This window comes from Pseudarthrobacter sp. LT1 (genome assembly GCF_035621795.1).
In the GTDB taxonomy this organism is placed as follows: domain Bacteria; phylum Actinomycetota; class Actinomycetes; order Actinomycetales; family Micrococcaceae; genus Arthrobacter.
Window position 1 is genome coordinate 2,272,861 of record NZ_CP141830.1, and the last position, 26,971, is coordinate 2,299,831.

The 26,971-nt window shown below is 68.0% G+C and carries 25 protein-coding genes; 19 read left to right on the plus strand and 6 right to left on the minus strand.

Going from position 1 to position 26,971, the window contains the following annotated elements; all coding sequences use genetic code 11:
* The first annotated feature begins 2 nt into the window (after nt 1-2).
* Entirely contained in the window at nt 3-2,006 is a 2,004-nt protein-coding gene (locus VIK36_RS10660) for a VWA domain-containing protein (RefSeq protein WP_324645168.1), read from the plus strand.
* Here the strand turns inward: VIK36_RS10660 and VIK36_RS10665 are convergent.
* Nucleotides 2,003-4,144, minus strand: coding sequence for a glycogen debranching N-terminal domain-containing protein (locus tag VIK36_RS10665; protein WP_324645169.1), 2,142 nt, complete (start codon nt 4,142-4,144; stop codon nt 2,003-2,005). The two genes, VIK36_RS10660 and VIK36_RS10665, sit on opposite strands and share 4 nt — an antisense overlap.
* 148 nt (nt 4,145-4,292) lie before the next feature.
* Here VIK36_RS10665 and VIK36_RS10670 point away from each other — a divergent pair, with 148 nt between their 5' ends.
* The 6 genes from VIK36_RS10670 (at nt 4,293) to hrpB (ending at nt 10,349) form a co-directional block, all read left to right on the plus strand.
* Nucleotides 4,293-4,928, plus strand: a complete 636-nt coding sequence (locus tag VIK36_RS10670) for a dihydrofolate reductase family protein (RefSeq protein ID WP_324645170.1) — start codon at nt 4,293-4,295, stop codon at nt 4,926-4,928.
* Between the two features lie 169 nt (nt 4,929-5,097).
* Nucleotides 5,098-6,045, plus strand: coding sequence for a 5'-3' exonuclease (locus tag VIK36_RS10675; protein WP_324645171.1), 948 nt, complete (start codon nt 5,098-5,100; stop codon nt 6,043-6,045).
* A gap of 135 nt (nt 6,046-6,180) precedes the next feature.
* On the plus strand, nt 6,181-6,696 hold the full coding sequence (locus VIK36_RS10680) for a flavin reductase family protein (RefSeq protein ID WP_324645173.1): 516 nt from the start codon (nt 6,181-6,183) through the stop codon (nt 6,694-6,696).
* Nucleotides 6,697-6,799: 103 nt separating this feature from the next.
* Nucleotides 6,800-7,102, plus strand: coding sequence for a hypothetical protein (locus VIK36_RS10685; protein WP_324645175.1), 303 nt, complete (start codon nt 6,800-6,802; stop codon nt 7,100-7,102).
* Entirely contained in the window at nt 7,092-7,679 is a 588-nt protein-coding gene (locus tag VIK36_RS10690) for a hypothetical protein (RefSeq protein ID WP_324645177.1), read from the plus strand. Before VIK36_RS10685 ends, VIK36_RS10690 begins: the two co-directional genes overlap by 11 nt.
* A gap of 42 nt (nt 7,680-7,721) precedes the next feature.
* Nucleotides 7,722-10,349: an ATP-dependent helicase HrpB gene (hrpB, locus tag VIK36_RS10695; RefSeq protein ID WP_324645178.1), complete on the plus strand. Its 2,628-nt coding sequence runs from the start codon at nt 7,722-7,724 to the stop codon at nt 10,347-10,349.
* Nucleotides 10,350-10,369: 20 nt separating this feature from the next.
* On the opposite strand, the gene VIK36_RS10700 is transcribed toward hrpB, so the two are convergent.
* Nucleotides 10,370-11,086, minus strand: coding sequence for an alpha/beta family hydrolase (locus VIK36_RS10700; RefSeq protein ID WP_324645179.1), 717 nt, complete (start codon nt 11,084-11,086; stop codon nt 10,370-10,372).
* 67 nt (nt 11,087-11,153) lie between these two features.
* Here VIK36_RS10700 and ligD point away from each other — a divergent pair, with 67 nt between their 5' ends.
* Nucleotides 11,154-12,176, plus strand: a complete 1,023-nt coding sequence (gene ligD, locus VIK36_RS10705) for a non-homologous end-joining DNA ligase (protein WP_324645181.1) — start codon at nt 11,154-11,156, stop codon at nt 12,174-12,176.
* A 24-nt stretch (nt 12,177-12,200) separates the two neighbouring features.
* Here ligD and VIK36_RS10710 read toward each other — a convergent pair whose 3' ends face one another.
* A complete protein-coding gene (locus VIK36_RS10710; RefSeq protein WP_141160539.1) occupies nt 12,201-12,821 on the minus strand; it encodes an L-threonylcarbamoyladenylate synthase in 621 nt (206 codons plus the stop codon).
* A gap of 94 nt (nt 12,822-12,915) precedes the next feature.
* On the opposite strand from VIK36_RS10710, the gene VIK36_RS10715 reads away from it, so the two are divergent.
* From VIK36_RS10715 to VIK36_RS10750, 8 genes are all read left to right on the plus strand, one after another.
* A complete protein-coding gene (locus tag VIK36_RS10715) occupies nt 12,916-14,904 on the plus strand; it encodes a DUF4118 domain-containing protein (protein WP_324645182.1) in 1,989 nt (662 codons plus the stop codon).
* The gene (locus VIK36_RS10720) at nt 14,901-15,620 is read left to right on the plus strand and encodes a response regulator (RefSeq protein WP_159632088.1); all 720 of its coding nucleotides are present in this window, start codon (nt 14,901-14,903) and stop codon (nt 15,618-15,620) included. The genes VIK36_RS10715 and VIK36_RS10720 overlap by 4 nt, the downstream gene beginning before the upstream one ends.
* A gap of 115 nt (nt 15,621-15,735) precedes the next feature.
* Complete coding sequence (locus VIK36_RS10725; RefSeq protein ID WP_159632087.1) at nt 15,736-16,167, plus strand: VOC family protein; 432 nt, start codon at nt 15,736-15,738, stop codon at nt 16,165-16,167.
* Between the two features lie 132 nt (nt 16,168-16,299).
* Nucleotides 16,300-16,485 (plus strand): hypothetical protein, encoded by a 186-nt coding sequence (locus VIK36_RS10730; RefSeq protein ID WP_275180056.1) that lies wholly within the window; start codon nt 16,300-16,302, stop codon nt 16,483-16,485.
* Nucleotides 16,486-16,505: 20 nt separating this feature from the next.
* Complete coding sequence (locus VIK36_RS10735) at nt 16,506-17,012, plus strand: HAD domain-containing protein (protein WP_324645184.1); 507 nt, start codon at nt 16,506-16,508, stop codon at nt 17,010-17,012.
* Between the two features lie 152 nt (nt 17,013-17,164).
* The gene (locus tag VIK36_RS10740; RefSeq protein WP_303695341.1) at nt 17,165-18,412 is read left to right on the plus strand and encodes an inorganic phosphate transporter; all 1,248 of its coding nucleotides are present in this window, start codon (nt 17,165-17,167) and stop codon (nt 18,410-18,412) included.
* Nucleotides 18,409-18,630 carry a hypothetical protein gene (locus VIK36_RS10745; protein ID WP_255175504.1) on the plus strand — a complete coding sequence of 74 codons (222 nt, stop codon included), beginning with the start codon at nt 18,409-18,411 and terminating at the stop codon, nt 18,628-18,630. Before VIK36_RS10740 ends, VIK36_RS10745 begins: the two co-directional genes overlap by 4 nt.
* Before the next feature lie 26 nt (nt 18,631-18,656).
* Complete coding sequence (locus VIK36_RS10750; RefSeq protein ID WP_255175505.1) at nt 18,657-19,220, plus strand: dihydrofolate reductase family protein; 564 nt, start codon at nt 18,657-18,659, stop codon at nt 19,218-19,220.
* A 9-nt stretch (nt 19,221-19,229) separates the two neighbouring features.
* Here VIK36_RS10750 and VIK36_RS10755 read toward each other — a convergent pair whose 3' ends face one another.
* Nucleotides 19,230-19,694, minus strand: coding sequence for a hotdog fold thioesterase (locus VIK36_RS10755; RefSeq protein WP_255175506.1), 465 nt, complete (start codon nt 19,692-19,694; stop codon nt 19,230-19,232).
* Nucleotides 19,695-19,911: 217 nt separating this feature from the next.
* Between VIK36_RS10755 and polA the strand changes: the two genes are divergently transcribed.
* The 3 genes from polA (at nt 19,912) to rpsA (ending at nt 25,649) form a co-directional block, all read left to right on the plus strand.
* Nucleotides 19,912-22,554 carry a DNA polymerase I gene (polA, locus tag VIK36_RS10760; protein WP_420716274.1) on the plus strand — a complete coding sequence of 881 codons (2,643 nt, stop codon included), beginning with the start codon at nt 19,912-19,914 and terminating at the stop codon, nt 22,552-22,554.
* 70 nt (nt 22,555-22,624) lie between these two features.
* Nucleotides 22,625-23,923: a GNAT family N-acetyltransferase gene (locus VIK36_RS10765; protein ID WP_324645188.1), complete on the plus strand. Its 1,299-nt coding sequence runs from the start codon at nt 22,625-22,627 to the stop codon at nt 23,921-23,923.
* Nucleotides 23,924-24,173: 250 nt separating this feature from the next.
* On the plus strand, nt 24,174-25,649 hold the full coding sequence (gene rpsA, locus VIK36_RS10770; protein WP_255175508.1) for a 30S ribosomal protein S1: 1,476 nt from the start codon (nt 24,174-24,176) through the stop codon (nt 25,647-25,649).
* A 144-nt stretch (nt 25,650-25,793) separates the two neighbouring features.
* Here rpsA and VIK36_RS10775 read toward each other — a convergent pair whose 3' ends face one another.
* Complete coding sequence (locus VIK36_RS10775; protein WP_324645190.1) at nt 25,794-26,294, minus strand: GNAT family N-acetyltransferase; 501 nt, start codon at nt 26,292-26,294, stop codon at nt 25,794-25,796.
* Nucleotides 26,278-26,967, minus strand: a complete 690-nt coding sequence (locus VIK36_RS10780) for an IMPACT family protein (RefSeq protein ID WP_324645191.1) — start codon at nt 26,965-26,967, stop codon at nt 26,278-26,280. Before VIK36_RS10780 ends, VIK36_RS10775 begins: the two co-directional genes overlap by 17 nt.
* Nucleotides 26,968-26,971: the final 4 nt, after the last annotated feature.

The following is a 26,971-nucleotide window of genomic DNA, read 5'->3' on the forward strand; positions in this document are numbered from 1 at the left end:
CCATGGCCATCCACAAGCGGTCCGCCAAGTACGGCCGGTATACCGGCGGCCCGGACCCGCTCGCCCCACCCGTCGACCTGGCCGAGGCGCTTGACGCCGTCGCCGAAGACGTGATGGCCGGCTACTCGCCCCGCCACGCCCTGCAGGAATTCCTGCGGCGCGGGGGCCGGAACCGGGACGGGCTGGATGACCTTGCCCGGCGCGTCCAGCAGCGGCGCCGCGACCTGCTCAGCCGGCACCGGCTGGACGGCACCCTGGACGAAGTAAAGAAACTCCTTGACACCGCCGTGCTGGAGGAGCGTAAGCAACTGGCCCGGGACGCCATGATGGACAATACCGACCGCGCCTTCCGGGAAATGCAGCTGCAGAACCTCCCGCCCTCCACAGCTGCGGCGGTCAATGAGCTGGCATCCTACGACTGGCAGTCAGGCCCCGCCAGGGAAGCCTACGACCGGATCAAGGACCTCCTGGGCCGCGAAGTCCTCGAGCAGCGCTTCGCCGGCATGAAGCAGGCGCTGGAGAGCGCCACCGATGAGGACCGGCAGGCAGTGAATGACATGCTCCGGGACCTGAACGAGCTACTGGGCAACCACCGGCGCGGGGAGGATACCGACGCCGACTTCCAGGACTTCATGGCCAAACACGGCCAGTTCTTTCCGGAGAACCCGGAGTCGGTGGAAGAGCTGGTGGACGCCCTCGCCCAGCGCGCCGCCGCCGCCCAGCGGCTCCTGCAGTCGATGTCCCCGGAGCAGCGCGATGAGCTGATGCGGCTCTCCGCCCAGGCCTTCGGCTCGCCCGAACTGATGGCCCAGCTCAGCGAACTCGATGCGACCCTCCAGGCCCTCCGCCCGGGGGAGGACTGGACAGGCTCGGAACGGTTCGAAGGGCAGGAAGGCCTGGGACTGGGCGATGGCACCGGGGTGCTTCAGGACCTCGCCGAACTCGACGAACTGTCCGAACAGCTCTCCCAGTCCTACAACGGCTCCCGGCTCGATGACCTGGACCTGGACGCGCTTACCCGGCAGCTTGGCGAAAATGCCGCCGTTAGTGCCCGGACCCTCGCGGAGATCGAGCGCGCCATGCAGGACGGCGGCTTGTTGCGGCGCGGCACCGACGGTGACCTCAGGCTGTCCCCGCAGGCCATGCGGCGGCTCGGGAAGTCCCTGCTCCGTGATGCTGCCAGGCAGCTGTCCGGCAGGCAGGGAAGCAGGGACACCAGGATGGCCGGGGCCGCAGGAGAACAGACGGGTTCGAGCCGGCAGTGGGAGTTCGGGGACGCCGAGCCGTGGGATGTCACCCGTACCATGACCAATGCCATCCGGCGCACCATGGCCGACGGCGGTGACCCGGCCCGTGGACTGCGCCTCGCTGTCGGCGACATCGAGGTATCGGAGACGGAGGCCCGCACGCAGGCCGCGGTTGCCCTGCTGGTGGACGTGTCCTTCTCCATGGCTGCAGAAGGGCGGTGGGTTCCCATGAAGCGGACCGCGCTCGCACTGCACCACCTGGTGTCAACCCGCTTCCGCGGTGACCGGCTGGAGCTGATCACCTTTGGCCGTTACGCACAGTCCATGGACATCGGAGAACTTACGGCGCTGCCCGCCCTCCGCGAACAGGGAACCAACCTGCACCACGGCCTTCTGCTGGCCGGCCGGTTCTTCCGCCGGCACCCCTCCATGCAGCCCGTCCTGCTGGTGGTCACCGACGGCGAGCCCACGGCGCACCTCCTGCCGGACGGGGACTCCTGGTTCAACTGGCCGCCGGACGTAGAGACCATCCGCGCCACGGTTGCCGAACTGGACCGCCTTGGCCGCGCCGGCGTCCAGGCCACTTTCTTCCGCCTGGGCAACGACCCCGGCCTGGAGCGGTTCATCCAGCGGATGGCGCGGCGGATCGACGGCCGCGTTGTGGCGCCCGAAGTGGGCGGCCTTGGAGCTGCCGTGGTGGGGGAGTACCTGCGCGCCCACGTCCGCAGCGCCTACGCCGACGGCGACTGGGAGGTTTAGCCTTTGGCGTCCAGTCCGGCCTGCGAGATGAGCTCGGTCAGCCAGGGCCGGTGTTCGCGGTGGAACGTCAAGCCCTCCGGCAAGCCCTGCACCGCAGGTTCGCCGTCTCTGATGTCGATGGTGATGCGGCCGCCGGCCAGGGGAGCGTTGGTGATGTGCAGGTTCCCGTATGACTGGGGCAGCGCCGGATCCATCCAGAAGCCACCGCGGGAGACGTGGGCGTCGTACCGCATCAGGCAGGTGATCAGCATGATCGGCGCGGTGGCCGCCCAGGCCTGCGGGGAGCAGGCCGTGGGGTATGGCACCGGCTCGGCCACCTGCTCCCGGCTGAAGCCACAGAACAACTCCGGCAGCCGGCCGCCGGAAAAATCCGCGGCTTCGAGCAGGGCGGTGGCGATGCGCTGCGCCTCCTCGACGAATCCGTACCGCATCAGTCCGGCCGCAATAATGGCATTGTCATGCGGCCATACTGAACCGTTGTGGTAACTGGCAGGGTTGTAGGCCCCCATATCTGAGGCGAGGGTCCGGACACCCCAGCCACTGAACATCTCCGGCGACATTAGGCGTTCAGCCACCAGCGGCACCTTGTCATCGTCAACGATGCCGTGCCACAGGCACTGCCCCATATTCGAGGCGCAGGCATCAACCGGGCGTTTGCGGCCGTCCAGGGCTACGGCGAAGTAGCCACGTTCCGGCAACCAGAATTCCTCGTTGAACCTTTTCTTCAACTGCGCCGCCTCGGCGGTGAGCCGGGCAGCCAACGGCGCCTCCCCGCCGTCGTACGCCATCCATGCCCGGGACAGCAACGCTGAGTAGACCAGGGCCTGCACCTCGCAAAGCGCGATGGGCGGCTCGGCAATGGTTCCGTCCGCGAAATTGATCCCGTCCCAGGAGTCCTTCCACCCCTGGTTGATAAGGCCCTGGTCGTTGAGGCGCTGGTACTCAACGAACCCGTCGCCGTCCTTGTCGCCGTAGGTCCTGACCCAGTCCAGGGCCCGGTCGGCGTTGGGCAGGAGGGCGGCTATGGCGTCCTTTCCGAACCCCCAGCGGCTGACCGATGCCAAGGTCATCACAAACTGCGGGGTGGCGTCCACGCTGCCGTAGTAGACGGATTTGCCGCCGAGCGCCAGCCCGGAGGACACGCCCAACCGGACTTCGTGCAGGATCTTCCCGGGTTCCTCCTCGCTCATCGGGTCCACCACCTTGCCTTGCCGGTCCGCCAGCGTCTGCAGGGTGCCCAGGCCCAGGGACGGGTCCACGGGCAGCGCCATCTCCGAAGCCCACAGCGAATCACGCCCGAACAGGGTCATGAACCATGGTGCGCCGGCGGCCACCACTATCCGTTCCGGATGCTCGGGGTCCTCGATCCGGAGCGCTCCGAGGTCGTCATAGCTCCGCCGCAGCGTGCGTTCAATGGACCGGTTCGCCATCTGCAGCCTGGGGATTTTGGCGACCCATTCCTGGTGCCGCCGGTCACTCGGTGACACCCCGTGCCCGGCGGGGCGCGAAACGTTGTGCTGCCCTGCCGGTGCCACGCTCAACCGCGTGCTCCACTGGCCGTATCCGGGAACCACGGCGCGGTATGTGAGTGCCCCGGGGGAGGCGACGGCGCCGCGTCCCCTGACCAGGACAGCTTTCCGCAGGTCCTGCCAGGCCGCGCTGATAATCAGGGAATCGCCGTCGGCTCCGCGGGTGACGTCCCACCGCCGCTGGACCCTCGCCTCCTTCACCTCGAACAGATCGGCGAAGTCCGAGTCGACGGCCACGGAGATGCTGCATTCAACGGGGTTGCCGGAATAGTTGCGGATCGTAATCTCCTCAACCACTCCGGCCGCCACTTCCCGCAGCCGCTCCACGATCAAGGGGCTGTCCGCGTACCCGTCGGCCCGGGGAACGCGGCCAATGAACAGTGCCCGGTAGGGTTCCTTCGTCTCCGCCGCCAACGGCTCAAGTGGCTGGCCGTTCACCGTCATGCTCCACCCCGACAGGATGCGGGTGTCCTCATGGAAGACGCCGTGGGGCAGTTCCGGGTGGATATCACCATTGGCTGCGGAGATACAAAAACATGAGCCCTCGACCAGGGTCACGGTCCCTGCCCCCACAGGCCCTGCCGCTGTGTCTGCATTCCATCCAGCCATGTCCGCTCCTTAGACGGCTACGACGGTTCCGGCGCAATAGACGCTACGCCTGCGGCAGGGCTGATGAAAGGGCCCGACCCTTGTACCGCCGCCCTGGCGGGCATAGCATTGCCGCCAGATCAACGCCGATCAGTCCAAGGAGCCGGCCATGGGAGCCACACCTGCCGAACCGTCCCAGGCACCCCTGATGGTGGACCTGATCATTTCGCTGGACGGTTACGCCTCCGCAGAGGGCTGGCCGGGGTGGTGGGGACTGGAGGGTCCCGAATACCTTGCCTGGCTGGACCAGGAATCGGCGAAGAACTACACCTTCCTCCTGGGCTCGAATACGTACCGGTTGATGTACGGCATGTCCGCGCAGGCCGCGGCGGACCGGTCCGGTTTTTCCGAGGAGGAGGGCGCCAGCCTCACGGGGCTGTCCGCCGTACCGAAAATCGTGTTCTCTTCCTCGCTGCAGTCTCCCCTGGACTGGCCGAACTCGACCCTGGTAACCGGGGACGCGGTTGACGCGGTCCGCGAGCTGAAGCGTAGGGGAACGGAGCCCCTGAGTACCTTGGGCAGCATCAGCCTGGCCCGGTCGTTGCTGGTGGCGGGCCTCGTGGACCGGTTCCGTCTGGTGGTTTTCCCCGTCATTACCGGCGCCACCGGGCGCGAGCGGATCTTCGATGGATATCCTGACGTCCGGCTGGACATGGTGCAGAGCAGGACGTTCGACGGCAGGCTCCAGCTGCTGGAGTACGTTCCCACGGTACTCACCGGCCCGCCCGGCACCGGGCAACCGTGACCGGTGCCCTTAGCACCCCGACGTCCGGCTGAACCGTAGTCAGCATTTCCGGTTCGAGCAGGCAGGCCGGGTCCTCCTGGGACTGGGAATCACCGCGCAGTCGTTCCAGGCGCCACGGCGGAGGTCGCGGCTGCTGCCCGGCCGGCCGTTTCCATGTGAGGATCGAGGTATGCCCCAGCGCCTCATGCTGCTCGACACTGCCTCCCTGTACTTCCGCGCCTTCTACGGCCTGCCGGACACCATCCGCCGACCGGACGGCACGCCGGTCAATGCCGTCCGCGGGCTGCTGGACATGATCGCCCGGCTCAGTACCGATTACGGGGCCACCCACCTGGTGGCCTGCTGGGATGATGACTGGCGGCCGCAGTGGCGGGTTGACCTGATCCCCACCTACAAAGCCCACCGGGTGGCCCGTGCAGTCCCGGGCGGCACGGACGTGGAAGTGGTGCCTGAGGGCCTGGAGGCGCAGCTGCCCATGATCCGCCGCGTGCTGGAGTTGGCGGGCATCGCCATTGTGGGGGCAGCAGAGCATGAGGCCGACGACGTCGTGGGCACCTATGCCAGCCGTGCCGGCCTTCCTGTGGATGTCGTCACGGGCGACCGGGATCTTTTCCAGGTGTGCGACGACGACCGTGGGGTCCGGGTGATCTACACGGCCCGCGGCATGAAGAACCTCGAAGTCATCACCGAAGAAACCGTCGTGGCCAAGTACAAGGTCCTCCCGCAGCAGTACGCCGATTACGCCACGCTGCGCGGCGACGCCTCCGACGGCTTGCCCGGCGTGGGCGGGATCGGCGAGAAGACGGCGGCATCCCTGCTGCTCAAGTACGGCACCCTGGAACGGCTGCTGGCGGCGGCGGAAGACGACGACGGCGGCGTGTCCAGTCCTGTCCGGGCCAAACTCTCCGCCGCCGGCGCGTACCTCGAAGCAGCTCCCGCCGTCGTCCGCCTGGTGCGCGACCTCGAGCTGCCCACGCTTGAGCAGGCGGGTGCCCTGCTGAAGCCGGTGACGGGTGACCGGCGCGCCGAACTTGAGCGGCTGGCCATCGACTGGAACCTCGGCGGCTCTGTCCGCCGCCTGCTCGCCGCGCTGGACCAGCGGACGCAGCCGGCATAAGGGCCTGGCCCCGATGACGCCGGATGTACGGCCGTGACCTTTCGTTGCGGTACGCGTCCGCGTGTTTCGGGCGGCTTGAGCGGGCCGCTTGGCTGATGGTTTGGTGAGGTAAAGCTCCAGATGAGAGGCCACTCCATGACAGTCACTTCAGATCTTGCTCCCCGCCGGCTCCGGGATATCTTCGGAACATTCGCCAGCGGCCTGACCGTGGTCACCGGTTCCACCCCCGGCGGGCCCGTGGGTTTCACCTGCCAGTCCTTTGCCTCACTGTCGCTGGACCCGGCGCTCGTGACCTTCAGCCCGGCACGCACATCGAGCACGTGGCCCGTGCTGCGGAGGGCCGGTTCATTCACCGTCAACATCCTCCCCGCGGAACACCAGCACCTCGCCGGACAGTTTGCCCGCCCGGGAACGGACAAGTTCGCGGGCGTCGCGCACACCCCCTCGCCGCTGGGGAATCCGGTGCTGGAGAACGCGCTCGCCTGGATCGACTGCGACCTCCATGCAGAGTACGACGGCGGTGACCACACCATTGTGGTGGCTGCCGTGCGGCACCTCCACGCGCGGGGCGACGCCGAGCCCCTGCTGTTCTTCAAGGGCCGGTACGCCGGGCTCGCGCCGGCCGGGCACCTGCTCGAAGCGGCGGGCTGATTCCGGCCCCCGCCTCCGCACTCTTGATTCCGGCCCATGTGGTAGTAAGCTTACTGAGCATTACTAGTAAGCTTGCTGATTAAATGGGATGGGAGCAGGAGCCATGGGCGCAATATTCGGTACGGCCCTGTCACTTGCGCTGACCTTGGGCGGTGCTGCGGTGGCGGCGGCAGGTGGCCCCGGGGCGGCCCAGCACTACCTGGCCGGCCACGTGCTGCTCGGGGTTGGCATTGGCCTGCTGATCGCCACTGCCCTCCGAACTGCAGCCCGTATCCTCATGGCGCGGCCGGCCCCTCCGGTGCGCGTGGCTGCGGTGCCGACGCCCGCAGTTGATACCGCCACTGTCACGGTCCTGCCCGTGCGTTCCGCGTCCACCCTTCCGCTGCGGGGCAGGCATGCGGCCTGACCCGGAGAAACCGGCCGGACCCGCTCCGGCGCGGGCGTCCACTCCTGTACCCCGCCGCCGGGTCCGCGCCCTGATGATCCTGTGCTGCGCCTTGGTCGCAGCCCTTGTCGCGGGAGCGGCAGCCGCCCGCCCGGGCGGCACGGACGACGACGTACTGCGCGGTTTCCAGATCCGCGTGCTGAGCATCAGCCAGGCTGCCTCGGAGAACAGGATGGACGGGGCGCTGGCCGCCTTGCAGGCGCTCGAAAAAGACCTCGGCGAAGCCGCGGCGGCAGGCCGTGTTTCGGCTGCCCGCTACCGCGGCATCGAGGACGCGCTTTCGGCGGTCCGGGCGGACATCGCCACGCAGGTGGCAGCTGCGTCCGCCCCGGCAGCGCCGGCCCCGGAGCCGGCCGGCGGCGCCCCTGCGCCTGCCCCTGCCCTGGCAGACACCGCCGGGACCGGGCCCAGCCCGGTGGCCCCAGTTGTCGAGGCCGTCGCTCCGGCACCTGCCCCGGCCCCGGAAGCGCCCGGTTCACAACGGTCGGACACCGCAAAGGAAGCCAAAGGCAAGGGCAGGAGCCAAGGCAAACCCTGAGCGCGGCGGAGGAGTGCTTCCCCGTCAGGGCAGAATGGACGGATGATTCCTCCTGACGGCAACCCCGCCGCCGGCGCCTTCGACCTTGCTGCCATCGGTGCCGGTCTAGCCTTCCAAGGCTCCCTGCCCGCACTGCGGCAGGCGTTGAAAAGCGGCGCCGCCGTTGTCCAGGCTCCGCCGGGAACCGGCAAAACCACGCTTGTTCCGCCGCTGCTCGCCAATTTGTATGGCCAGTCCGGCCGCGTCATCGTCACCCAGCCCCGCAGGGTTGCCGCCCGGGCCGCCGCGCGCCGCCTCTCCGCCCTGGACGGCAGCGGCCTGGCCGGCCGCGTGGGCTACACGGTCCGGGGGGAACGCCAGGCGGGCCCGGCCACCCGGGTTGAGTTTGTCACCCCGGGCATCCTGCTGCGCCGCCTGCTGGCAGATCCCGCGCTTGACGGGACGGCCGCCGTCGTCCTGGACGAAGTGCACGAGCGCGGGCTGGAAACGGACCTCCTGGTCGGCATGATCGCGGAGGTCCGTGCGCTGCGCGGCGACCTCGCCGTCGTCGCCATGTCCGCCACGCTGGACGCAACCCGGTTCGCGGCACTGCTGGCCGATTCCGACGGCGGCGGCCCGGCGCCCGTGGTCGGCTGTGCTTCAGTGAATTATCCGCTGGAAGTGCACTGGCTCCCGGCACCGGCGGCGCGGCTGGACGCCAGGGGAGTGGCGCCTGCCTTCCTGGACCACGTTGCAGCGGCAGCGGCGGACGCCCACGCACGTGCGCTCACCGCTGACAACGCAGTGGATGCCCTCGTGTTCCTTCCGGGCGCCAGGGAAGTCTCGCACGTGGCCGCGGCGCTCCGCGGCCGGCTGGGCCGGAGCGTAGAGGTGCTCGAACTTCACGGCCAGGTGGCGGCATCGGAGCAGGACCGGGCCGTGTCGGGGCGGAATCCCGGAGATCCTCCGCGGATCATTGTCTCCACCGACCTTGCCGAGTCCTCCCTGACGGTGCCTGGCGTCCGGCTGGTGGTCGATTCCGGCCTGACCCGCGAACCGCGGCGCGACTCAGGCCGCGGCATGAGCGGGCTGGTCACGGTCTCCTGCTCCCGGGCGTCGGCAGACCAACGCGCCGGCCGCGCCGCACGGCAGGGCCCGGGGATGGTGGTCCGCTGCTACACCCAGCAGGCCTACGGTGCGGCTCCGGCCCACGTCACCCCGGAAATCAACGTGGCGGACCTGACCGGCGCCGCCCTCACCCTTGCCTGTTGGGGAGCGCCCGGCGGGAAGGGACTCATGCTTCCGGACGCGCCGCCGCGCCAGGCGATGGACGACGCCGTCGAGGTGCTCCGGGAACTGGGCGCGGTATCGGACGACGGGCAGGTGACGGCCGCGGGCCGGGTCCTCGCCGCCATCCCCGCCGATCCACGGCTGGCACGGGCACTGCTCGACGGCGGCGCCTCCACCGGCCGCCGGCTCGCCGCCGAAGTGGTGGCCGCGGTCTCCGGAGACCACCGCGCACCTGGCGGCGACCTGCCCAGGCTGCTGGCGCAGCTCCGAGCGGACAAGGGCCCGGCGGGAAGGCGCTGGGCGGAAGAGTCCAGGCGGCTGGCTGCCATGGCGCAGCGGACGGGCGCGGTCGCCCTGCCGGATTCCCCCAGCGCCGCGGATTCCCCCAGCGCCGCGGGGAACTCCGACGCGGTGGGCGCCGTCGTCGCCCTCGCGTTTCCCGACCGCATAGCCCGCCGCGTGCCGGGCAGCGAGGGGGCAGGACAGTACCTGCTGACATCCGGCACCCGGGCAGGACTGCCCGCGGGCAGCACGTTGTCAGGCCATGAGTGGCTGGCCGTGGCCGAAGTGTCCCGGGCCTCGGGCCGGGACGCAGGGGGCACCGGCGCCGTGATTCGGGCCGCCGCGCCCCTGGCCGCCGCCATGGCCGAAACGGCGGCGTCGCACCTGCTGGCAGACACGGTGGAAGCGGACTTCAGCGGAGGCCGGCTGAGTGCGCGCAGGACACGGCGGCTGGGTGCCATCGTGCTCTCGGCCACACCGGTGCGCCCCAGCGCCGAACAGGGACGGAGGGCTGTGGCGGTTGCGTTGCAGTCCCAGGGGCTGGCGGCCCTGCCATGGTCGACGGCGGCGGCTTCCTTCCGGCGCAGGCTCGCATTCCTGCACCGCCAGCTGGGAGAGCCCTGGCCGGATGTGTCGGACACCGCGCTGCTGGAGCGGCTGGAAGAGTGGCTGGGGCCCGAACTGGAGGACCTTGCGGCCGGGAAACCGGTGGGCTCCCTTGACCTGGCGGACCCCTTGCGCCGCCTCCTGCCCTGGCCGGAAGCTGCCCGGCTGGGTGAGCTGGCCCCCGAAAGCCTTCAAGTCCCCAGCGGCTCCCGCATCCGGATCGATTACCCGGAACCCGGCGATGATGGTGCGGCGCCCGTCGTTGCCGTGAAACTGCAGGAGTGTTTCGGACTCGCCGAATCCCCGCGGCTGGTGGACGGCCGTGTCCCGGTGCTGTTCCACCTGCTCTCCCCGGCCCGGCGGCCCCTCGCCGTGACGGATGACCTGACCTCTTTCTGGTCCGGCCCGTATACCCAGGTCCGGGGCGAAATGCGCGGCCGCTACCCCAAGCACCCCTGGCCCGAGGACCCCTGGTCAGCCCCCGCCACCGCACGCGCCAAGCAACGCAGGTAGCCGTGCTCCGGGCGCCCCTGTCATGAGGCGGACCGGCATGTGAGGGAAGGGCCGCCTCCTTGGCTGTGCGCTGCGATGAACGCGGCCACAGGAGCTGCCAGGGACGCACCCACTTCCCCGGCCGGCCGCTTCTTTCCCGCCACCGCGAAGGAGTGGTCACCGCCCTCCGCCCACTGGAGCACGGCGTTGGGCCCGATCCGGGAGACGACATCCTCAAGGATCCCCGGTGTGGCAAACGTGTCCCGGGTTCCCTGCAGGAACAGCATCGGGGTGCCCAGCCCGTACAGGTGCTCATCCCGGAGCTTCTCCGGCTTCCCGGGAGCATGCAGGGGATAACCCAGGTAGACCAGCCCCGCCACGTCCATGCCTTCGGCTGCAGCCATGGAGGCCATCCTCCCCCCGAACGACTTGCCCGCCGCCCACACGGGGCCGCGGTCACCGTGGGCGTCTGCCTGCGCCCGCGCGGCGGCCATGGCGGCCCGCCAGGCGGCGATGGCCATGGGAGGACGGTCAGGGAACTTCCGCCCTGCCTCCCGGTAGGGGAAATTGAAGCGCAGGGTGGCCACGCCCAGGCTGTTCAGGGCATCGGTGAAGCCGTGAAGGAAAGGGTGCCCCATGCCGGCACCAGCGCCGTGTGCCACCACCACGGTGGCGGTGGGCTCTGCGGGGCGGGCATAGACGGCGGAAAACGAGGCGTCCCCCACGGCGACGGTGAGCTGCTCATCGGATGCTGGCATGGCTCCATCATGCCGGAGGGTGGCGGATGTACCCATCCCCGCCGGTGGCGGGGTGTACGTTGTCCCCATGGCGAGTGAACAGACCACCATTACCGTGCAAGGCCCCAACGGACCGCGCGACATGCGCATTTCCAGTCCCAGCCGCGTTCTCTGGCCGGACCTGGGTCTCACCAAACTGGATTTGGTGAAGTACATCTGTGATGTGGGGGAGGCATTCATCGCCGCGAACGGCGACCGGCCCGTGGCGCTGCAGCGGTTCTCCGGCAACATCGACGGCGAACAGTTCTTCTCCAAGAACCCGCCCAAGGGCACGCCGGAGTTCATCCGCTCCGTCAAAGTGGTCTACCCCAGTGCGAGGTCCCACCCCCAACTGGTTTTCGACGAGCCTGCCGCAGCCGTGTGGGCCGTCCAGATGAACACCGTGGTGTTCCATCCCTGGCCCTCGCGGGCAGAAAACATTGACAACCCGGACCAGCTGCGGATCGACCTCGACCCGCAGCCCGGCACCGATTTCGACGACGCTGTCCCCGCTGCCCTGGTGCTGAAGGAAGTCCTGGCCGAGGCCGGGCTCACCTGCTTCATCAAAACCTCCGGGAACCGGGGCCTGCACGTTTACGCCCCGATCGAACCCACCCGCGAGTTCCTGGACGTCCGCCACGCCGTCATTGCTGCCGCCCGGGAAGTGGAACGGCGCATCCCGGACAAGGTGACCACCGCCTGGTGGAAGGAAGAACGCGGCCGGCGGGTATTCCTGGACTTCAACCAGGCCAACCGCGACCGCACCATCGCCGGAGCCTACAGTCCGCGGGCCCTCCCGCACGCCCCCGTGTCCTGCCCCCTGGGCTGGGATGAACTGGAATCGGCGGATCCGAAGAACTTCACCATCCTTACCGTGCCGGAGCGGCTGAAGACGGTGGGTGACCCGTGGGCGGACTTCAGTGCCGCTCCCGGCACCATCGACACCCTGCTGCAGTGGTGGGACCGTGACTGCAAGGCCGGCCTGGGAGAACTGCCCTTCCCGCCCGACTACCCCAAGATGCCGGGCGAACCGCCGCGGGTGCAGCCCAGCAGGGCACGCAAGCAGGACTGACCCGCTGCCCCGGCCGGCGGGTGGTCACTCGAAGCGGGACGGATCGCCCATTCCGCGGCGCACCACCTCGGCCACCCCGCTGGAGAAGTCGACAACGGTGGTGGGCTCGGCGCCGCAGTCGCCGGCGTCGATCACGGCATCCACCTGGTGGTCCAGGCGTTCCTTGATCTCCCAGCCCACGGTCAGCGGTTCCTCCTCGTCCGGCAGCAGCAGGGTGCTGGACAGCAGCGGCTCGCCCAGTTCGGCGAGCAGCGCCTGGACCACACGGTTGTCCGGGATGCGCACGCCCACCGTCTTCTTCTTGGGGTGGAGCAGCCGCTTGGGAACCTCCTTGGTGGCGGGCAGGATGAAGGTGTAGCTGCCCGGCGTGACGGCCTTGATGCTCCGGAAAACGTCGTTGCCGATGTTCACGAACTGTCCCAACTGCGCGAAATCCCGGCAAACCAGCGTGAAGTGGTGCTTGTCATCCAGGTGCCGGATGCTCCTGATCCGGTCCAGGGCCTCCCGGTTTCCCATCTGTGCCCCCAGCGCGTAGCAGGAGTCCGTGGGGTAGGCGATCAGGCCGCCGTCGCGGATGATCTTCACTGCCTGCGCGATGGCGCGTGGCTGGGGGTCGTGGGGATGAACGTCAAAGAATCTGGCCATCCCCCGAGCCTACGTTCCCGGGGGCCGCACCGCACCATGTTCCTACGGCGGCGGCTGGCGTTGGGTGGTGCGCGTTGGTGGGAGAATATGCGTCATGGCTAGGGAACGCATCGTCATCGGCCTCAACGGCAGCGACGACGGAGACCTCCTGGTGCACCGGGCCGCCAAGCTCCTTGAGCGGGCCGGCGGGGGCGAGATCCTGGCCATCCATGTCCGGACCCCTTCCGGTGCCGGGAGCGAATCGCCCCACGCACTCGAGTCCCAGCGGCGGCAGGTGGCGGAGCTGGGCGGGAGCTACCACGCGCTGACCGCCGGCGACGTGTCCGCGGCCCTCCTGGACTACGCCCGGGCTTCGCGCGCCACGCACATCCTTGTCGGGCAGAGCCGTCGCAGGTTCACCGTCCTGTCCGGTGGAAGCGTGGAAGCCAAGGTTGTGCGCGGGGCAGGGGACATCGACGTCCAGGTGGTGCCCCGGCCCGTGGCGGCCAGGAGCCGCAAGCGCCGCACCGGGCTGGGACGGCGCAGGGTCATTGCCGGTTTCGCGCTCGCCGCCGTCCTGCCCGCAGGCCTGCAGTTGCTGCTCGCAGTCTTTGACCACAGCGTTGCCACGGCGGCACTGCTCCAACTGGCCGGCGCGGTGGCCGTAGCCCTGGTTGGCGGCTTGTGGCCGGCGGTTGCCGGTGCGCTGTGGAGCAGCCTGCTGGTGAACTATTTCTCCACCCCGCCGCTGTATGACCTTGCCATCCGTGACCCGCAGGATGTCCTGTCCCTGGCTGTATTTGCCGGCGTGGCCGTAGCGGTGGCAGGGGTGGTGGACCGCTCCGCCCGGCGGTCCAAGGAGGCGTCAACGGCGCGGGCCGAGGCAGCCACGCTGGCCGACCTGGCCCTGGCCGCATCCCGCGAGGAGGACAACCTCAAAGGGCTGCTCGCGGAAGCAGTCAGCGTCTTCGGTGCCGACGGTGCCGCCGTCGTCACCCGCCGGGCCCCGTCCGGGGCAGAGGCGGAGGGCGTGATGGTGGACGGTGTGATGGTCGACGACGGCGGGTTGGCTGACGGCGGGTTGGGCGACGGTGGCGGGGCGGGCCCTGGGCCCGGCGCATGGCAGGTGATCGCCGCGGCGGGGGATGCGACCGGCTGGCCGGTGATGCCGGGTGGGCCAGGAACCACGGTTGAACCGGTGGACGGGGAAACGTTCCTGGTGCTGGCGGGCCGGGCGGTTCCGCCGTCCGGGCGGCGGCTCCTGGCAGCCTTCGCCGTGCACGTCAAAGCGCAGCTCGAACGCCGGCAGCTGGCCGCAACCAGGAATGAGATCCTCCGACTCGCCGAGGGCAATATCATGCGGACCGCGATTCTCCGGGCCGTCTCCCACGACCTTCGGACACCCCTGGCCGGCATCAAGCTGGCCGCCGGGGGACTGCTGCAGAACGGCGTCTCCTACACCCGCGCAGAGCAGCAGGACCTGCTGGAAACCATTGACGCCTGCACCGACCGGCTGGACCTGCTGGTGGGCAACCTCCTGGACATGTCACGCATCACCGCCCAGTCGGTGGAACCATTGCTGGGTCCGGTCCGCTGGACCGAGGTGGTGGATGCGGCCCTGCGCGGGCTGCCGGCAGGGGCGGTGACGGTGGCGCTGCCTGCGAACATGCCGCCCGTGGACGCCGATCCCGGCCTGCTGGAGCGGGTGGTCGCCAACATCCTGGAGAATGCGCTGAAATACGCGGCCGGAAGCCGTGTGGTGGTGGCGGGCGGTCCGGACGGCAGCGTCCTGGACGGCCATCCCTGCGGCGAACTGCAGATCATCGACCATGGCCCCGGGGTCCCTGCCGGCAAGGTGGTGGACATGTTCCGGCCTTTCCAGCGGCTCGACGACCGGTCGCAGTCCAGCGGGATAGGGCTGGGCCTGTCAGTGGCACAGGGCTTCATCCAGTCCATGCGGGGCACGCTTACAGCTGCCGAAACCCCAGGTGGCGGCCTGACCATGGTGATCCGGCTGCCCCTCTCCACCGGCATCCCGGCCGGTATCCCGGCGGCCGGGTACCCCGGCGGCGGCGAGCCCACCACCGCGGCGGGCCAGCCATGACCGCCAACCACGCCGGCACCAAAACCGGAAACCTGCCCCCGGCAGCGCGGGTACTGGTCATCGACGACGATCCGCACCTCCTCAAGGCCCTTCGGATCACGCTCGCAGCGCACGGCTACGCCGTGGACACGGCCGTGGACGGCGCCTCCGCCCTCGCCGCGGCCTCGCGCCAGGCACCGGATCTGCTGGTCCTCGACCTCGGGTTGCCGGACATGGACGGGACCGAAGTCCTGCGGAACCTCCGCCGCTGGAGCGCGGCGCCGGTGCTGGTCCTGTCCGCCCGCCACGGGTCCCCGGACAAGGTGGGCGCGCTGGACGCCGGCGCCGACGACTACATCACCAAACCGTTCGGGCTTGATGAACTGCTGGCACGGCTGCGTGCCCTGCTGCGCAGGGTGCCAGAGCCCGAATCCCGCCCCGTGGTCAGCTCTGCCGGGTTCACCGTTGACCTTGTGGCCCGGCAGGTCCTGCGTGCCGGGCAGCCGGTAAGGCTCACCCCCACGGAGTGGAACATCCTCGAAATCCTGGTCCGGAACCCGTCGCGTCTGATCTCGCAGCAGCAGTTGCTGTCCGAGGTCTGGGGGCCGTCCTACCGGAAGGAGGTCAACTACCTCCGCGTCTACATGGCCCAGTTGAGAAGGAAGCTGGAAGAGGACCCCGGCAACCCGCGGCACCTGCTGACCGAAGCCGGGGCAGGCTACCGTTTCGTACCCTGAAACGAGGGGTGAACAGGGGAGTCTTCCCCTACCCGCCCGCCTCCGGATGGGGCAGGATGTTGAGTGGCCGAGTCCCGGCCGAAGCAGTCCCGGCCCCTGTGAAGGAGATCCTGCCATGCCCACAATCCTCAACCCCTACATCAGCTTCCGTGACAACGCCCGCGATGCCATGAACTTCTACCAGTCCGTCTTCGGCGGCGAACTCACGCTCAGCACGTTCGCCGACTTCCAGGCCAGCGAGGACCCCACGGAAGCGCAAAAGATCATGCACGGCATGCTGACCACCACCCAGGGCCTGGTGCTCATGGGCGCTGACACCCCGAACAGCATGGAGTACCACCCGGGGTCCTCCATTTCCATCTCGCTCAGCGGCGATAACGAGGTGGAGCTCCGCGGCTACTACGAGAAGCTGAGCGGCGACGGGGGAGCGGTGACCGTCCCCATGGAGAAGGCGCCGTGGGGTGACGTTTTTGGCATGTGCACGGACCGGTTCGGCGTCGCCTGGCTGGTCAACGTCAACGCAGCGCAGCCGACGGCGGCACCCTGACCCCCGGGCGGGCTGGCCGGACGGCCGCCTGACGGCCCGCCGGGCCGTCACTTGCTTTCCCGCGCCGGTCCCCGTCCGTCAAGGCCGGGCCCACTCCTTGAGGGAGGGGCCCGCGACTGCGAGGATTAACGGGTGAGGTCCTTCATGGAGTTCCTGTCCGACAAATGGTGGATGTTTCCGCTGATGGCGTTCGCCGGCCAGTGGGCAGGCGGCTGGCGGCGCGCGGGAGAACGAACAGCCTACAAACGGGCCCGGCGTGAGCTGGACGCCCCGGAACTGGATGCGGGCCCCCGCCCGGCACAGTTCCACCAGGGCTGAAGCTGCCGCGGGGTTGCGGCGTGGGCTGCACGCTTTACCTGGACGTCGACGGCGTGGTCTGCCCCTTCGGCCCCCAGGGAACCACCGACTGGGGTTCCCCCTGGCAGCAGGCCGACGCCGGGCTGTTGCCCGTCACGTTCGCAGCTGAACTCGTTGCGGGGCTGAACACCCTGGCCCTGACCCCCGGGCTGCGTTGTGTCTGGCTCACCAGCTGGGAGGAACTGGCGCCCCAATACCTGTGTCCCGCCGTCGGGCTGAAGGGCAGCCGCTGGCCGTACCTGAGCGCGGACGGGGCGGCCGGTGGGACCGGCTGGTGGAAACTAAGGGCCATCCAGGATGACGTCGAAAGCACCGGGCCCGAAGCCGTCGCCTGGGTGGATGACCAGTTGGCGTTCGAGGCAGAAGCGCAGCGCTGGGCACGGTTCCTGGGCAGGCGGATCCTTACCGTCTCGCCCCATCCCCGGCGCGGAATCACGCCCGCCGAACTGGACCGGATCCACTCTTTCCTGGCGCAGCCCGTGTTTTGACCTCATGCCGGGGACGCGTACGATCGATAAGGTTTCCCGCCGGTTGTGCCAGCGCCGCAAGTCATTCCACGCAAACAGCTGGTGAACTATGCTGTCCAAGGCAGCCTGGTAGGAGAAACTGCTGAACGTCGACTCTGCAGATTGGGCAACAGGTGGATATCACCTTCATGGTGGCGCTGGTCATTGGACTGGCACTATTTTTCGACTTCACGAACGGCTTCCATGACACCGCGAACGCCATGGCAACGCCCATCGCAACCGGTGCCATCAAGCCCAAGACGGCGGTGGCCCTGGCGGCCGTCCTGAACCTGGTGGGCGCCTTCCTGTCCACCGAGGTGGCCAAGACAGTGTCCGGCGGCATCATCCGCGAAGGCTCCGGCGGAGTACAAATCACGCCGGAGATCATCTTTGCCGGTTTGATGGGAGCGGTTCTGTGGAACATGATCACGTGGTTGAAGGGCCTGCCGTCCAGCTCCTCCCACGCCCTCTTTGGCGGCCTGATCGGTGCCGCGGTGGTCGGGGCAGGATTCAGCTCCGTCAATTTCGAGAGCCTGCTCCAGAAAGTCATTCTTCCGGCGGTCTTCGCCCCCGTGATTGCCGGCCTCGCCGCCTACGTCTGTACCCGGCTGGCCTATGCCCTCACGGCACGCCACGATCCTGAGACCGGCACCAAGCTCACCCAGAAGCGCGGTGGCTTCCGTACCGGCCAGATCTTCACGTCCAGCCTGGTGGCCCTGGCCCACGGAACCAACGACGCGCAGAAGACCATGGGCATCATCACGCTGGTCCTGATCGCTGCCGGCAGCCAGACGCCCGGCTCCGGTCCCCAGCTCTGGGTGATCACCGCCTGCGCCCTGGCCATCGCAGTCGGAACCTACGCCGGCGGATGGCGCATCATCCGCACCATGGGTTCGGGCCTGACCGAGGTCAAGCCGGCGCAGGGTTTCGCGGCTGAGACCAGTACCGCCTCCGCCATTCTTGCTTCCTCGCACCTTGGCTTTGCCCTCTCCACCACCCAGGTGGCTTCGGGATCCGTCATCGGTTCCGGAATGGGACGGCGCGGCACCACCGTCCGCTGGAACATGGTGGGCAAAATCGCGCTGGGATGGCTCTTCACTCTTCCGGCCGCCGGCATCGTCGGCGCCCTGACCGCCCTGCTGGTGAAGACCGGCGTCGTGGGTGTCCTCATCGCGGCCATCGCCGGCACCGGGGCAGTACTGTTCATGTTCTTCTACTCACGCAAGTCCTCCGTCAGCCACCAGAACGCCGTCGAGGTCGAGGAAGCCGGACAGGCTGTCCGGTTCGCCAAGAAGAAGGCCATGGCCCGTGCCCGGGCCGAAGCAAAAGCCAAAGCGCAGGCCGACGCCAAAGCCAGGAATTCCAAGGAGAATCAGCGATGAAATGGTTGGAACTCCTGACCGTTGCAGGCACCACCCTCGTATCCGCGGCAATCGTGGTGACCCTCTACTCGCTCGGGGTCCGGTTCACCGCCATTGCCGCTGACGCCGAGCAGACGTCCCCCGGGGTCAAGCGCTCTTTTGCCTACGTATGCTTTGGGCTCTGCGTCGTGGCCGTCCTCTTCGGGCTGTACCTGATCATCCCGTACTTCTCCAAGTAGCCGCATCCAAAGGCTAGGCTGGGGCCATGCAGCGCATCCAGTACTTTGTGGCAGCGTCCCTTGACGGTTTCATTGCCACGTCCACGGACGACCTTGGCTGGCTGCTCCAGTTCGACGGCTTTGAGGGCGGAGCTGACAGCTACAACGACTTCATGGCCGCGGTGGGCTGCATCGTCATGGGCGGGGAAACCTACGCCTGGCTGATGGAGCATGAGCCCGGCGCGTGGCCGTATTCCGGCACGCCCTGCTACGTCTTCACGCACCACGAACACCGGGCGCCGGACGGGGCGGACATCACGTTTGTCCGCGGCGACGTGCGGGAGTTCATCGCAGACTTCCGGCAGGCAGCGGGAGGCCTGAACATCTGGGTGGTGGGCGGCGGCAACCTTGCGGCCCAGTTCGCCGATGAAGCCCTTTTGGACGAGATCATCCTCTCCGTCATCCCCGTGGTGCTGGGTGAGGGGAAACGGCTGCTGCCGATGAAGGGCCCCACCCCGCCGCTCGAGCTGGCTGCTTCCCGCACGCTGGGCCGGGGCATCGTCGAACTGCGCTACCTGCTGCTGCGCCCCGGGGCGGACCCGCAGTCCTGATCCGCTGCCTCAGCCGGCGTTGTCGCGGAGCATGTTGGTGATCCGGGCGGTTGACAGGCGCCGGCCCCGGGAGTCCGTCATGACGATCTCGTGGGTGGCCAGGGTCCTGCCCAGGTGGATCGCCGTGCAGGTACCCGTCACCAGGCCTTCGGCGATGGACCGGTGATGCGTGGCGTTGACCTCAATGCCGACGGCGTGGCGTCCCGGTCCTGCATGCATGCCTGCGGCGAAGGAGCCAAGGGTTTCCGCCAGCACCACGTGCGCGCCGCCATGCAGGATCCCCGCAACCTGGGTGTTGCCCTCAACCGGCATCGTGGCGACAGTGCGTTCCGGGCTCATTTCCAGGAAATGGATTCCCATCTTGACCACCAGGGCGCCGACACCGAAAGCGCCCAGCCAGTCATGCATATGGTCGGGAATCCCGGCGGCTGTCAGCTCTTCGGCGAAAGCGCCCGGCGTGAAATTGTCTGTCATGGCAACTAGGCTGGCACCTGTGAGTGAAACAACCAAACCGGCCCCTTTTCCGTCCCAGGCCATCGACGAGGGTGCTGCCGTGCAGCCTTCGTCCCCCGTCCGCAGGCCTGCTGCAAAGGCCGCTGCCCCCGCCGCCGGTGGGTCTGTTTCAGCTACCGAAGCTCCGGTCATTCCCATCACCGGCCAGCCCCGGCTGCTGGTCCTCGACGGCCACTCGATGGCATTCCGGGCCTTCTTCGCCCTGCCGGCGGACAAGTTCTCCACCTCGAACGGCCAGCACACCAACGCCATCCACGGCTTCACCTCCATGCTGATCAACCTCATCAAGGAGCAGCAGCCCACCCACATCGCCGTGGCGTTCGACGTCTCCGATGAATCCACCCACCGCAAGACCGAGTACAGCGAGTACAAGGGCGGCCGGAACGAAACCCCGCGGGAGATGAGCGGCCAGATCGACCTCATCGGCCAGGTCATGGAGGCCTGGGGCATCAAGACCATCAAGATGCCCGGCTACGAGGCCGATGACATCCTTGCCACCCTCGCCGCGATGGGTGAGAAGGCAGGCTTCGAGGTTTTGCTCGTCTCCGGCGACCGGGACGCCTTCCAGCTCATCACGGACAACGTGTTCGTGCTGTATCCGCGCAAGGGTGTCAGCGACATCCCGCGGATGGATGCCGCCGCCATCGAGGCAAAGTACTTCGTCAGCCCGTCCCGCTACTCCGATCTCGCCGCACTCGTGGGGGAGACGGCGGACAACCTTCCCGGCGTGCCCGGCGTCGGACCCAAGACGGCGGCCAAATGGATCAACCTCTACGGCGGCCTCGAAGGCGTCCTGGAGCACCTCGATTCCATCGGCGGCAAGGTGGGCGACGCCCTGCGGGAGAACGTTGACGCCGTCAAGCGCAACCGCCGGCTGAACCAGCTCCACACCGACCTCGCCCTCCCCGTCACCCTGGACGACCTCTACCAGCCGCGCCCGGACCAGGCCGCCATCGAGGACCTCTTCGACCAGCTTGAGTTCAAGGCCATCCGGGGCCGGTTGTTTGCCCTGTACGGAGACGCCGACACCCCGGCCGCCGAACGGGAAAGCATCGAAACCCCGGACTACAGCACCCCCGCCAACGCCGCTGAGCTGGCCGCCTTCCTGGCTGCCGGCGCAGGGCAGCGGTCCGCCCTCGCCGTCGACCTCGTCCCCGGCCGGATCGGTGAGGACGCCGACGCGCTGGCCATCGTCCGCGGCGACGCCGCGGTCTATGTGGAGCTCGCCGGCCAGGACGCGGAAACCGAGAACGTGCTGGCCGCGTGGCTGCGCGATCCTGAAGCACCCAAGGTGATGCACGGCTTCAAGGCCGCGCTCAAGGCGCTCACGGCCCGCGGCCTGGAACTGGAGGGCGTGGTGGATGACACTTCCATCTCCGGCTACCTCATCCAGCCGGACCGCCGCACCTACGAACTCGCCGAACTCGCCCAGCACCACCTCAACGTGGGCATACCCGCCGCCACGGCCAAGGCGGGGCAGCTTGAGCTCTCCTTCGACGGCGATGACACCGCCGCCGCCGACGCCCTGGTCCAGGCCGGCGCCGTGGTGCTGGCCCTGAGCCGCTTCTTCGAGGACGAACTCAAGGACCGCCGGGCCGAGGAACTGCTGTCCACCCTTGAGCTGCCTGTCAGCCGCGTGCTGGCGGACATGGAACTCGCCGGCATTGCGATCGACATGGACAAGATGGACGACCAGCTTGCCGATCTTGCCCGGGTCATCGACCAGGCACAGGAACAGGCGTTCGCCGCGATCGGCCACGAGGTCAACCTGGGCTCGCCCAAGCAGCTGCAGGCCGTCCTGTTCGACGAACTGCAGCTCCCCAAGACCAAGAAGATCAAGTCCGGCTACACCACCGACGCCGCGTCCCTGAAGAACCTGCTGGAAAAGACCGGGCACGAGTTCCTGGTGCAGCTCATGGCGCACCGGGAGGCCGCCAAGCTGCGGCAGATGATCGAGTCGCTGAAGAAGTCCGTGGCGGAAGACGGCCGGATCCACACCACCTATGCCCAGAACGTCGCGGCCACCGGCCGGATCTCGTCCAACAACCCCAACCTGCAGAACATCCCCATCCGCAGCGAGGAGGGCCGGCGGGTGCGCGGCATCTTCGTGGTGAGCGACGGGTACGAGTGCCTGCTCTCCGCGGACTACTCGCAGATCGAGATGCGCATCATGGCACACCTCTCCGGCGACGAAGGCCTGATCCAGGCGTACAGGGACGGCGAGGACCTGCACCGGTTCGTCGGCTCCAACATCTTCCACGTCCCCACGGACCAGGTCACCAGCGCCATGCGATCCAAGGTCAAGGCCATGTCCTACGGTCTTGCCTACGGCCTGACGTCCTTCGGCCTGTCCAAGCAGCTCGAGATTTCCGTCGATGAAGCCCGCACCCTCATGAAGGACTACTTCGACCGCTTCGGCGCCGTTCGCGACTACCTCCGGGGAGTGGTGGACCAGGCCCGGGTGGATGGCTACACGGCCACCATCGAGGGCCGCCGCCGTTACCTGCCGGACCTCACCAGCACGGACCGCCAGCTGCGCGAGAATGCCGAGCGCATCGCACTCAACAGCCCCATCCAGGGCTCCGCAGCGGACATCATCAAGCGCGCCATGCTGGGTGTCCACGCCGAACTGCAGGCCCAGGGCCTGAAATCCCGGATGCTGCTCCAGGTCCACGACGAACTGGTCCTCGAGGTCGCCGCGGGCGAACGCGCTGCCGTTGAGAAGCTGGTCACCGAGCAGATGGGTGCCGCCGCCGACCTCAGCGTGCCGCTGGAAGTCCAGATCGGCGTCGGGCCCAGCTGGTACGACGCCGGACACTAGGGCCGGGCCCGTCAACCAGCAGGAATGTTTGTGCTGGTCAGGTGCCGGATTCATAACTAGGCTCGGGTAAATGGGTGATCTGAGCGGAAACTATGAAATCCGGCGCTTCGAGCCGGCTGCCAAAGAGGATCCTGCCTACCCGCAGACCGTCGACTGGATGCGGGCCGTTGCCTTCGGGTTCCATGATGCGCGCCGCAGCGACGAACGGGTGGACCGGGGCATCGGGATGCAGCGCGCCGACGGGCGGGTGATGACCGGCGCCTACCAGGCAGGGCCAGTGGCCGACCACGCCCTGGGAGCCAACGTCCCGGTGGCAACCTTCGGTACCTTCAATAAGACAATGAACATCGGCTTCGGCCGGATGCTCGACACCCGGTTGGTCACGGCCGTGACGGTCCGGACGTCACACCGGCGTAGGGGACTGCTGCGCCGGATGATGGCAGAGGAGCTGGGCCTGGCCCGCCGGGAGGGGCTGGCGATGGCGGCATTGACCGCGTCGGAGGCCTCGATTTACAGCAGGTTCGGTTTCGGGGTGGCCACCCGGGAGCAGTCAATCAAGGTCGACACCAGCCGCCGCTTCGTCCTCAACCACCACGCCACGGGCCGGGTGGAGGTGGCCGATCCCAAGGTCCTCCTCGACCTGGCGCCGAAGGTCTTTGAGCAGCTGCACCGCCTCACGCCCGGTTCGATCGGGCGCCACGAGTTCTACCGCCAGCTCGCGTCCGGATCCATCAGCCGGGCCGAGGACGAGGACCCCAAGGTCAAAGTTGCGCTGCATTATGGACCAGACGGCGCGGTCGATGGCTACGTCTCCTACAAGTTCGCAGGCTGGGACGCCCGGCCGTACACCATGGAAGTGGTGGACCTGGTGGCAGCCACCGACCACGCCTACCTGGAGCTCTGGCAGTACCTTGGCGCCATCGACCTGGTCGAGAGCGTCACGTGGGAAGAAGCAATGGTCGATGATCCGCTGCCATGGGCGCTCGAGGACTCCCGCTGCGTTGAAGCCTCCGAGCCCCGGGACATGCTCTGGCTCCGGATTTTGGACGTCCCTGAGGCCCTGGCGGCCCGGTACTACCCCTCGGACGGAAGGCTCGTCCTGGAGGTGGGGGACCCGTTGGGCTTCACGGCAGGAACGTTCGTGCTGGAGGTCGACGGCGGCCAGGCCGCCGTCGAACGTGCCGGCGCGGGGGAGCGGCCCGACCTGGCCATGGATGTCTCCGCGCTGTCCTCGATCTACCTCGGCGGCGTCTGCCCGGTGACGCTGGCGGCAGCGGGGAAGATTTCCGAACACGTCAAAGGTGCCGCATTCAGGGCGCGGCAGATGTTCGCTGTGGAACGGGCCACGCACTGCATGACCCACTTCTGATACCGCGCGCCGGCTGCACGTTCCCTCTCCGCCGCCGCTTTGACCCCGATTGCCGGCAGCGACTAGAATAAACGGGCGTGTACCACGTGCACGCGCTTGCGGTCCTCTGAGGACTGCATTGAAAAGCAATCCACAAATCAGGATGACCCGGGGAATCCATCGGATTCACCGAGAATCGCGCCTGCGTTCCATAACGCGGGCGCGCCGGTTTGCCTGACCGACTAACTATCCACAACGGAGCCCCTACTACATGACCATCACCTCCACCGAGAAGCCCGGTACCCCCGTCGTCGCGATTAACGACATCGGTACCGCTGAGGACTTCCTCGCAGCTGTCGACGCCACCATCAAGTACTTCAACGACGGAGATCTCGTCGAGGGTACCGTCGTCAAGGTCGACCGCGATGAAGTCCTGCTCGACATCGGTTACAAGACCGAAGGTGTCATCCCCTCCCGCGAGCTGTCCATCAAGCACGACGTTGATCCCGGGGACGTTGTCTCCGTTGGTGATCAGGTCGAAGCCCTGGTGCTCACCAAGGAAGACAAAGAAGGCCGTCTGATCCTCTCCAAGAAGCGTGCTCAGTACGAGCGTGCCTGGGGCGACATCGAGAAGGTCAAGGAAGAAGACGGTGTCGTCACCGGTACCGTCATCGAGGTTGTCAAGGGTGGTCTTATCCTCGACATCGGCCTGCGCGGCTTCCTGCCCGCATCCCTCGTCGAGATGCGCCGTGTGCGCGACCTTGCTCCGTACATCGGTCAGCAGATCGAAGCCAAGATCATCGAGCTGGACAAGAACCGCAACAACGTTGTGCTGTCCCGCCGTGCATGGCTCGAGCAGACCCAGTCCGAGGTCCGCTCCACGTTCCTCAACAAGCTGGAAAAGGGCCAGGTCCGTCCCGGCGTCGTTTCCTCCATCGTCAACTTTGGTGCCTTCGTGGACCTGGGCGGCGTAGACGGCCTCGTCCACGTTTCCGAGCTCTCCTGGAAGCACATCGACCACCCGTCCGAGGTTGTCGAAGTTGGCCAGGAAGTCACCGTCGAGGTTCTCGAGGTCGACCTGGACCGCGAGCGCGTCTCCCTGTCGCTCAAGGCTACGCAGGAAGATCCGTGGCAGACCTTCGCCCGCACCCACGCCCTCGGCCAGGTTGTTCCGGGTAAGGTCACCAAGCTGGTTCCGTTCGGTGCGTTCGTCCGCGTCGAAGACGGCATCGAAGGCCTGGTCCACATCTCCGAGCTCGCCGTGCGCCACGTTGAGCTGGCCGAGCAGGTTGTCTCCGTTGGTGACGAACTGTTCGTCAAGGTCATCGACATCGACCTCGAGCGCCGCCGCATCTCGCTGTCCCTCAAGCAGGCCAACGAGGGCGTCGACGCCGACAGCACCGAATTCGATCCCGCTCTGTACGGCATGGCCGCAGAGTACGACGAAGAGGGCAACTACAAGTACCCCGAGGGCTTCGACCCCGAGTCCAACGAATGGCTCGAGGGCTACGAGAACCAGCGCGCAGCCTGGGAGCAGCAGTACGCTGACGCCCAGACCCGTTGGGAAGCCCACAAGAAGCAGGTTGCCCAGCACGCTGCCGACGACGCTGCAGCTGCAACGTCCGGCGACAGCGACTCGGGCGCAACCAGCTACTCCTCCGAGCCTGCTGCCACCGATTCCGGTGCCGGCACCCTGGCTTCGGACGAGGCACTTGCTGCCCTGCGTGAGAAGCTGACCGGCAACTAATTGCCGCCGGCCCGGACTTCCCGGGCTGACACAGTGGGCCCCCGCGAAAGCGGGGCCCACTGTGCTTTAACGCGCCTGCTGTGCTTTAGGAGCAATAGGCGCCTTACGCCCTGACCGCCGTCTGGACGGGTCCCCGCCTCCGCGCTAAAGGTCGACGACGGCGAGGACCGTCCCGTCGTCGTCGTGCGTCAGTGCCGCGCCTGCTGCCGTGAGCAGCCGCTGGGCGCCAAGGTTCCCGGACAGGGTACGCGCGGTGACGCGTTTCAGGCCCGCCCGGCGGGCCTCCGCCAGGACGAGGTCCAGGGCGGCACCGCCGATCCCCCGGGAACGGAAGCTCCGGCCAAGCCAGATGCCGGTTTCCGCAGAGGGGATTTCAGCCGCGGGGTCGCGCTTGAGCCTGATAGAGCCGGCGATGTGGGGACCCTTGAAGACAGCCCAGGACTTTTCCGCCGCAGGTCCGTCCAGTCCTGCGGCTGCAGCGCGGTGATAACCGTAGAACCAGGCCGTGCGCTCCAGGTTCCAGCCGGGGGCTCCCAGCGGGGGTGCCACTTCATCGGGGGAGGCGTCGCGCTTGGCCAATTGGAGCAGCCGGTCCGCCACGGCCTCGTCGACGTCCGCCAGGGTCACATCAGTCGAGGGGCTCATCAATCCATTCCGTTCCGCCGGGAGTGAGCCCGGCGGACCCTGCCGTCAGCTGCAGCAGGCGGTCGGACGCGGCGGCGATGGCGTCAGCATTGTCAGCCACCGCAATCCGCAGCACCGTGTGCCGGTCCTGGTAGCTGGTGTCCGCCATGACCATGCCTGCGGCGCGCAGATCGTTCTCAAGCCGCCCCGCTGCCGCGTGCGGCACCGCCGTGGAACAGATCCGCCGCCTGCTGCGCCGGACAAGGGGTGCCAGGTCAAGGGCTGCGGAGACTGATTCGGAATACGCGCGGACCAGGCCACCCGCGCCGAGCAGGACGCCGCCGAAATAGCGGACGACGACGGCACTGACGTCGCTGAGGTCGGTCACCCCCGGCGCGGTTTCCCTTTTCAGCAGGGCTTCGAGCATGGGGACACCGGCAGTCCCGGCGGGTTCGCCGTCGTCGCTGGAGCGCTGGACGGTACGGTCCGGCCCGATGACGAACGCGGAGCAGTGGTGGCGGGCGTCGTGGAATTCGCGGCGAAGGCCGGCCACCAGGTCGCGGGCCGCGTCTTCCGTGCCTGCCCTCCGGAGAACCGTGATGAACCTGGAGCGCTTGACCTCAAGTTCATGCCGGAAGTCCCCGCCCGCTGCCAGCGTGGTGTAGGAGATGGCCCGGCTTTCTTGCTCTTGCATCCGG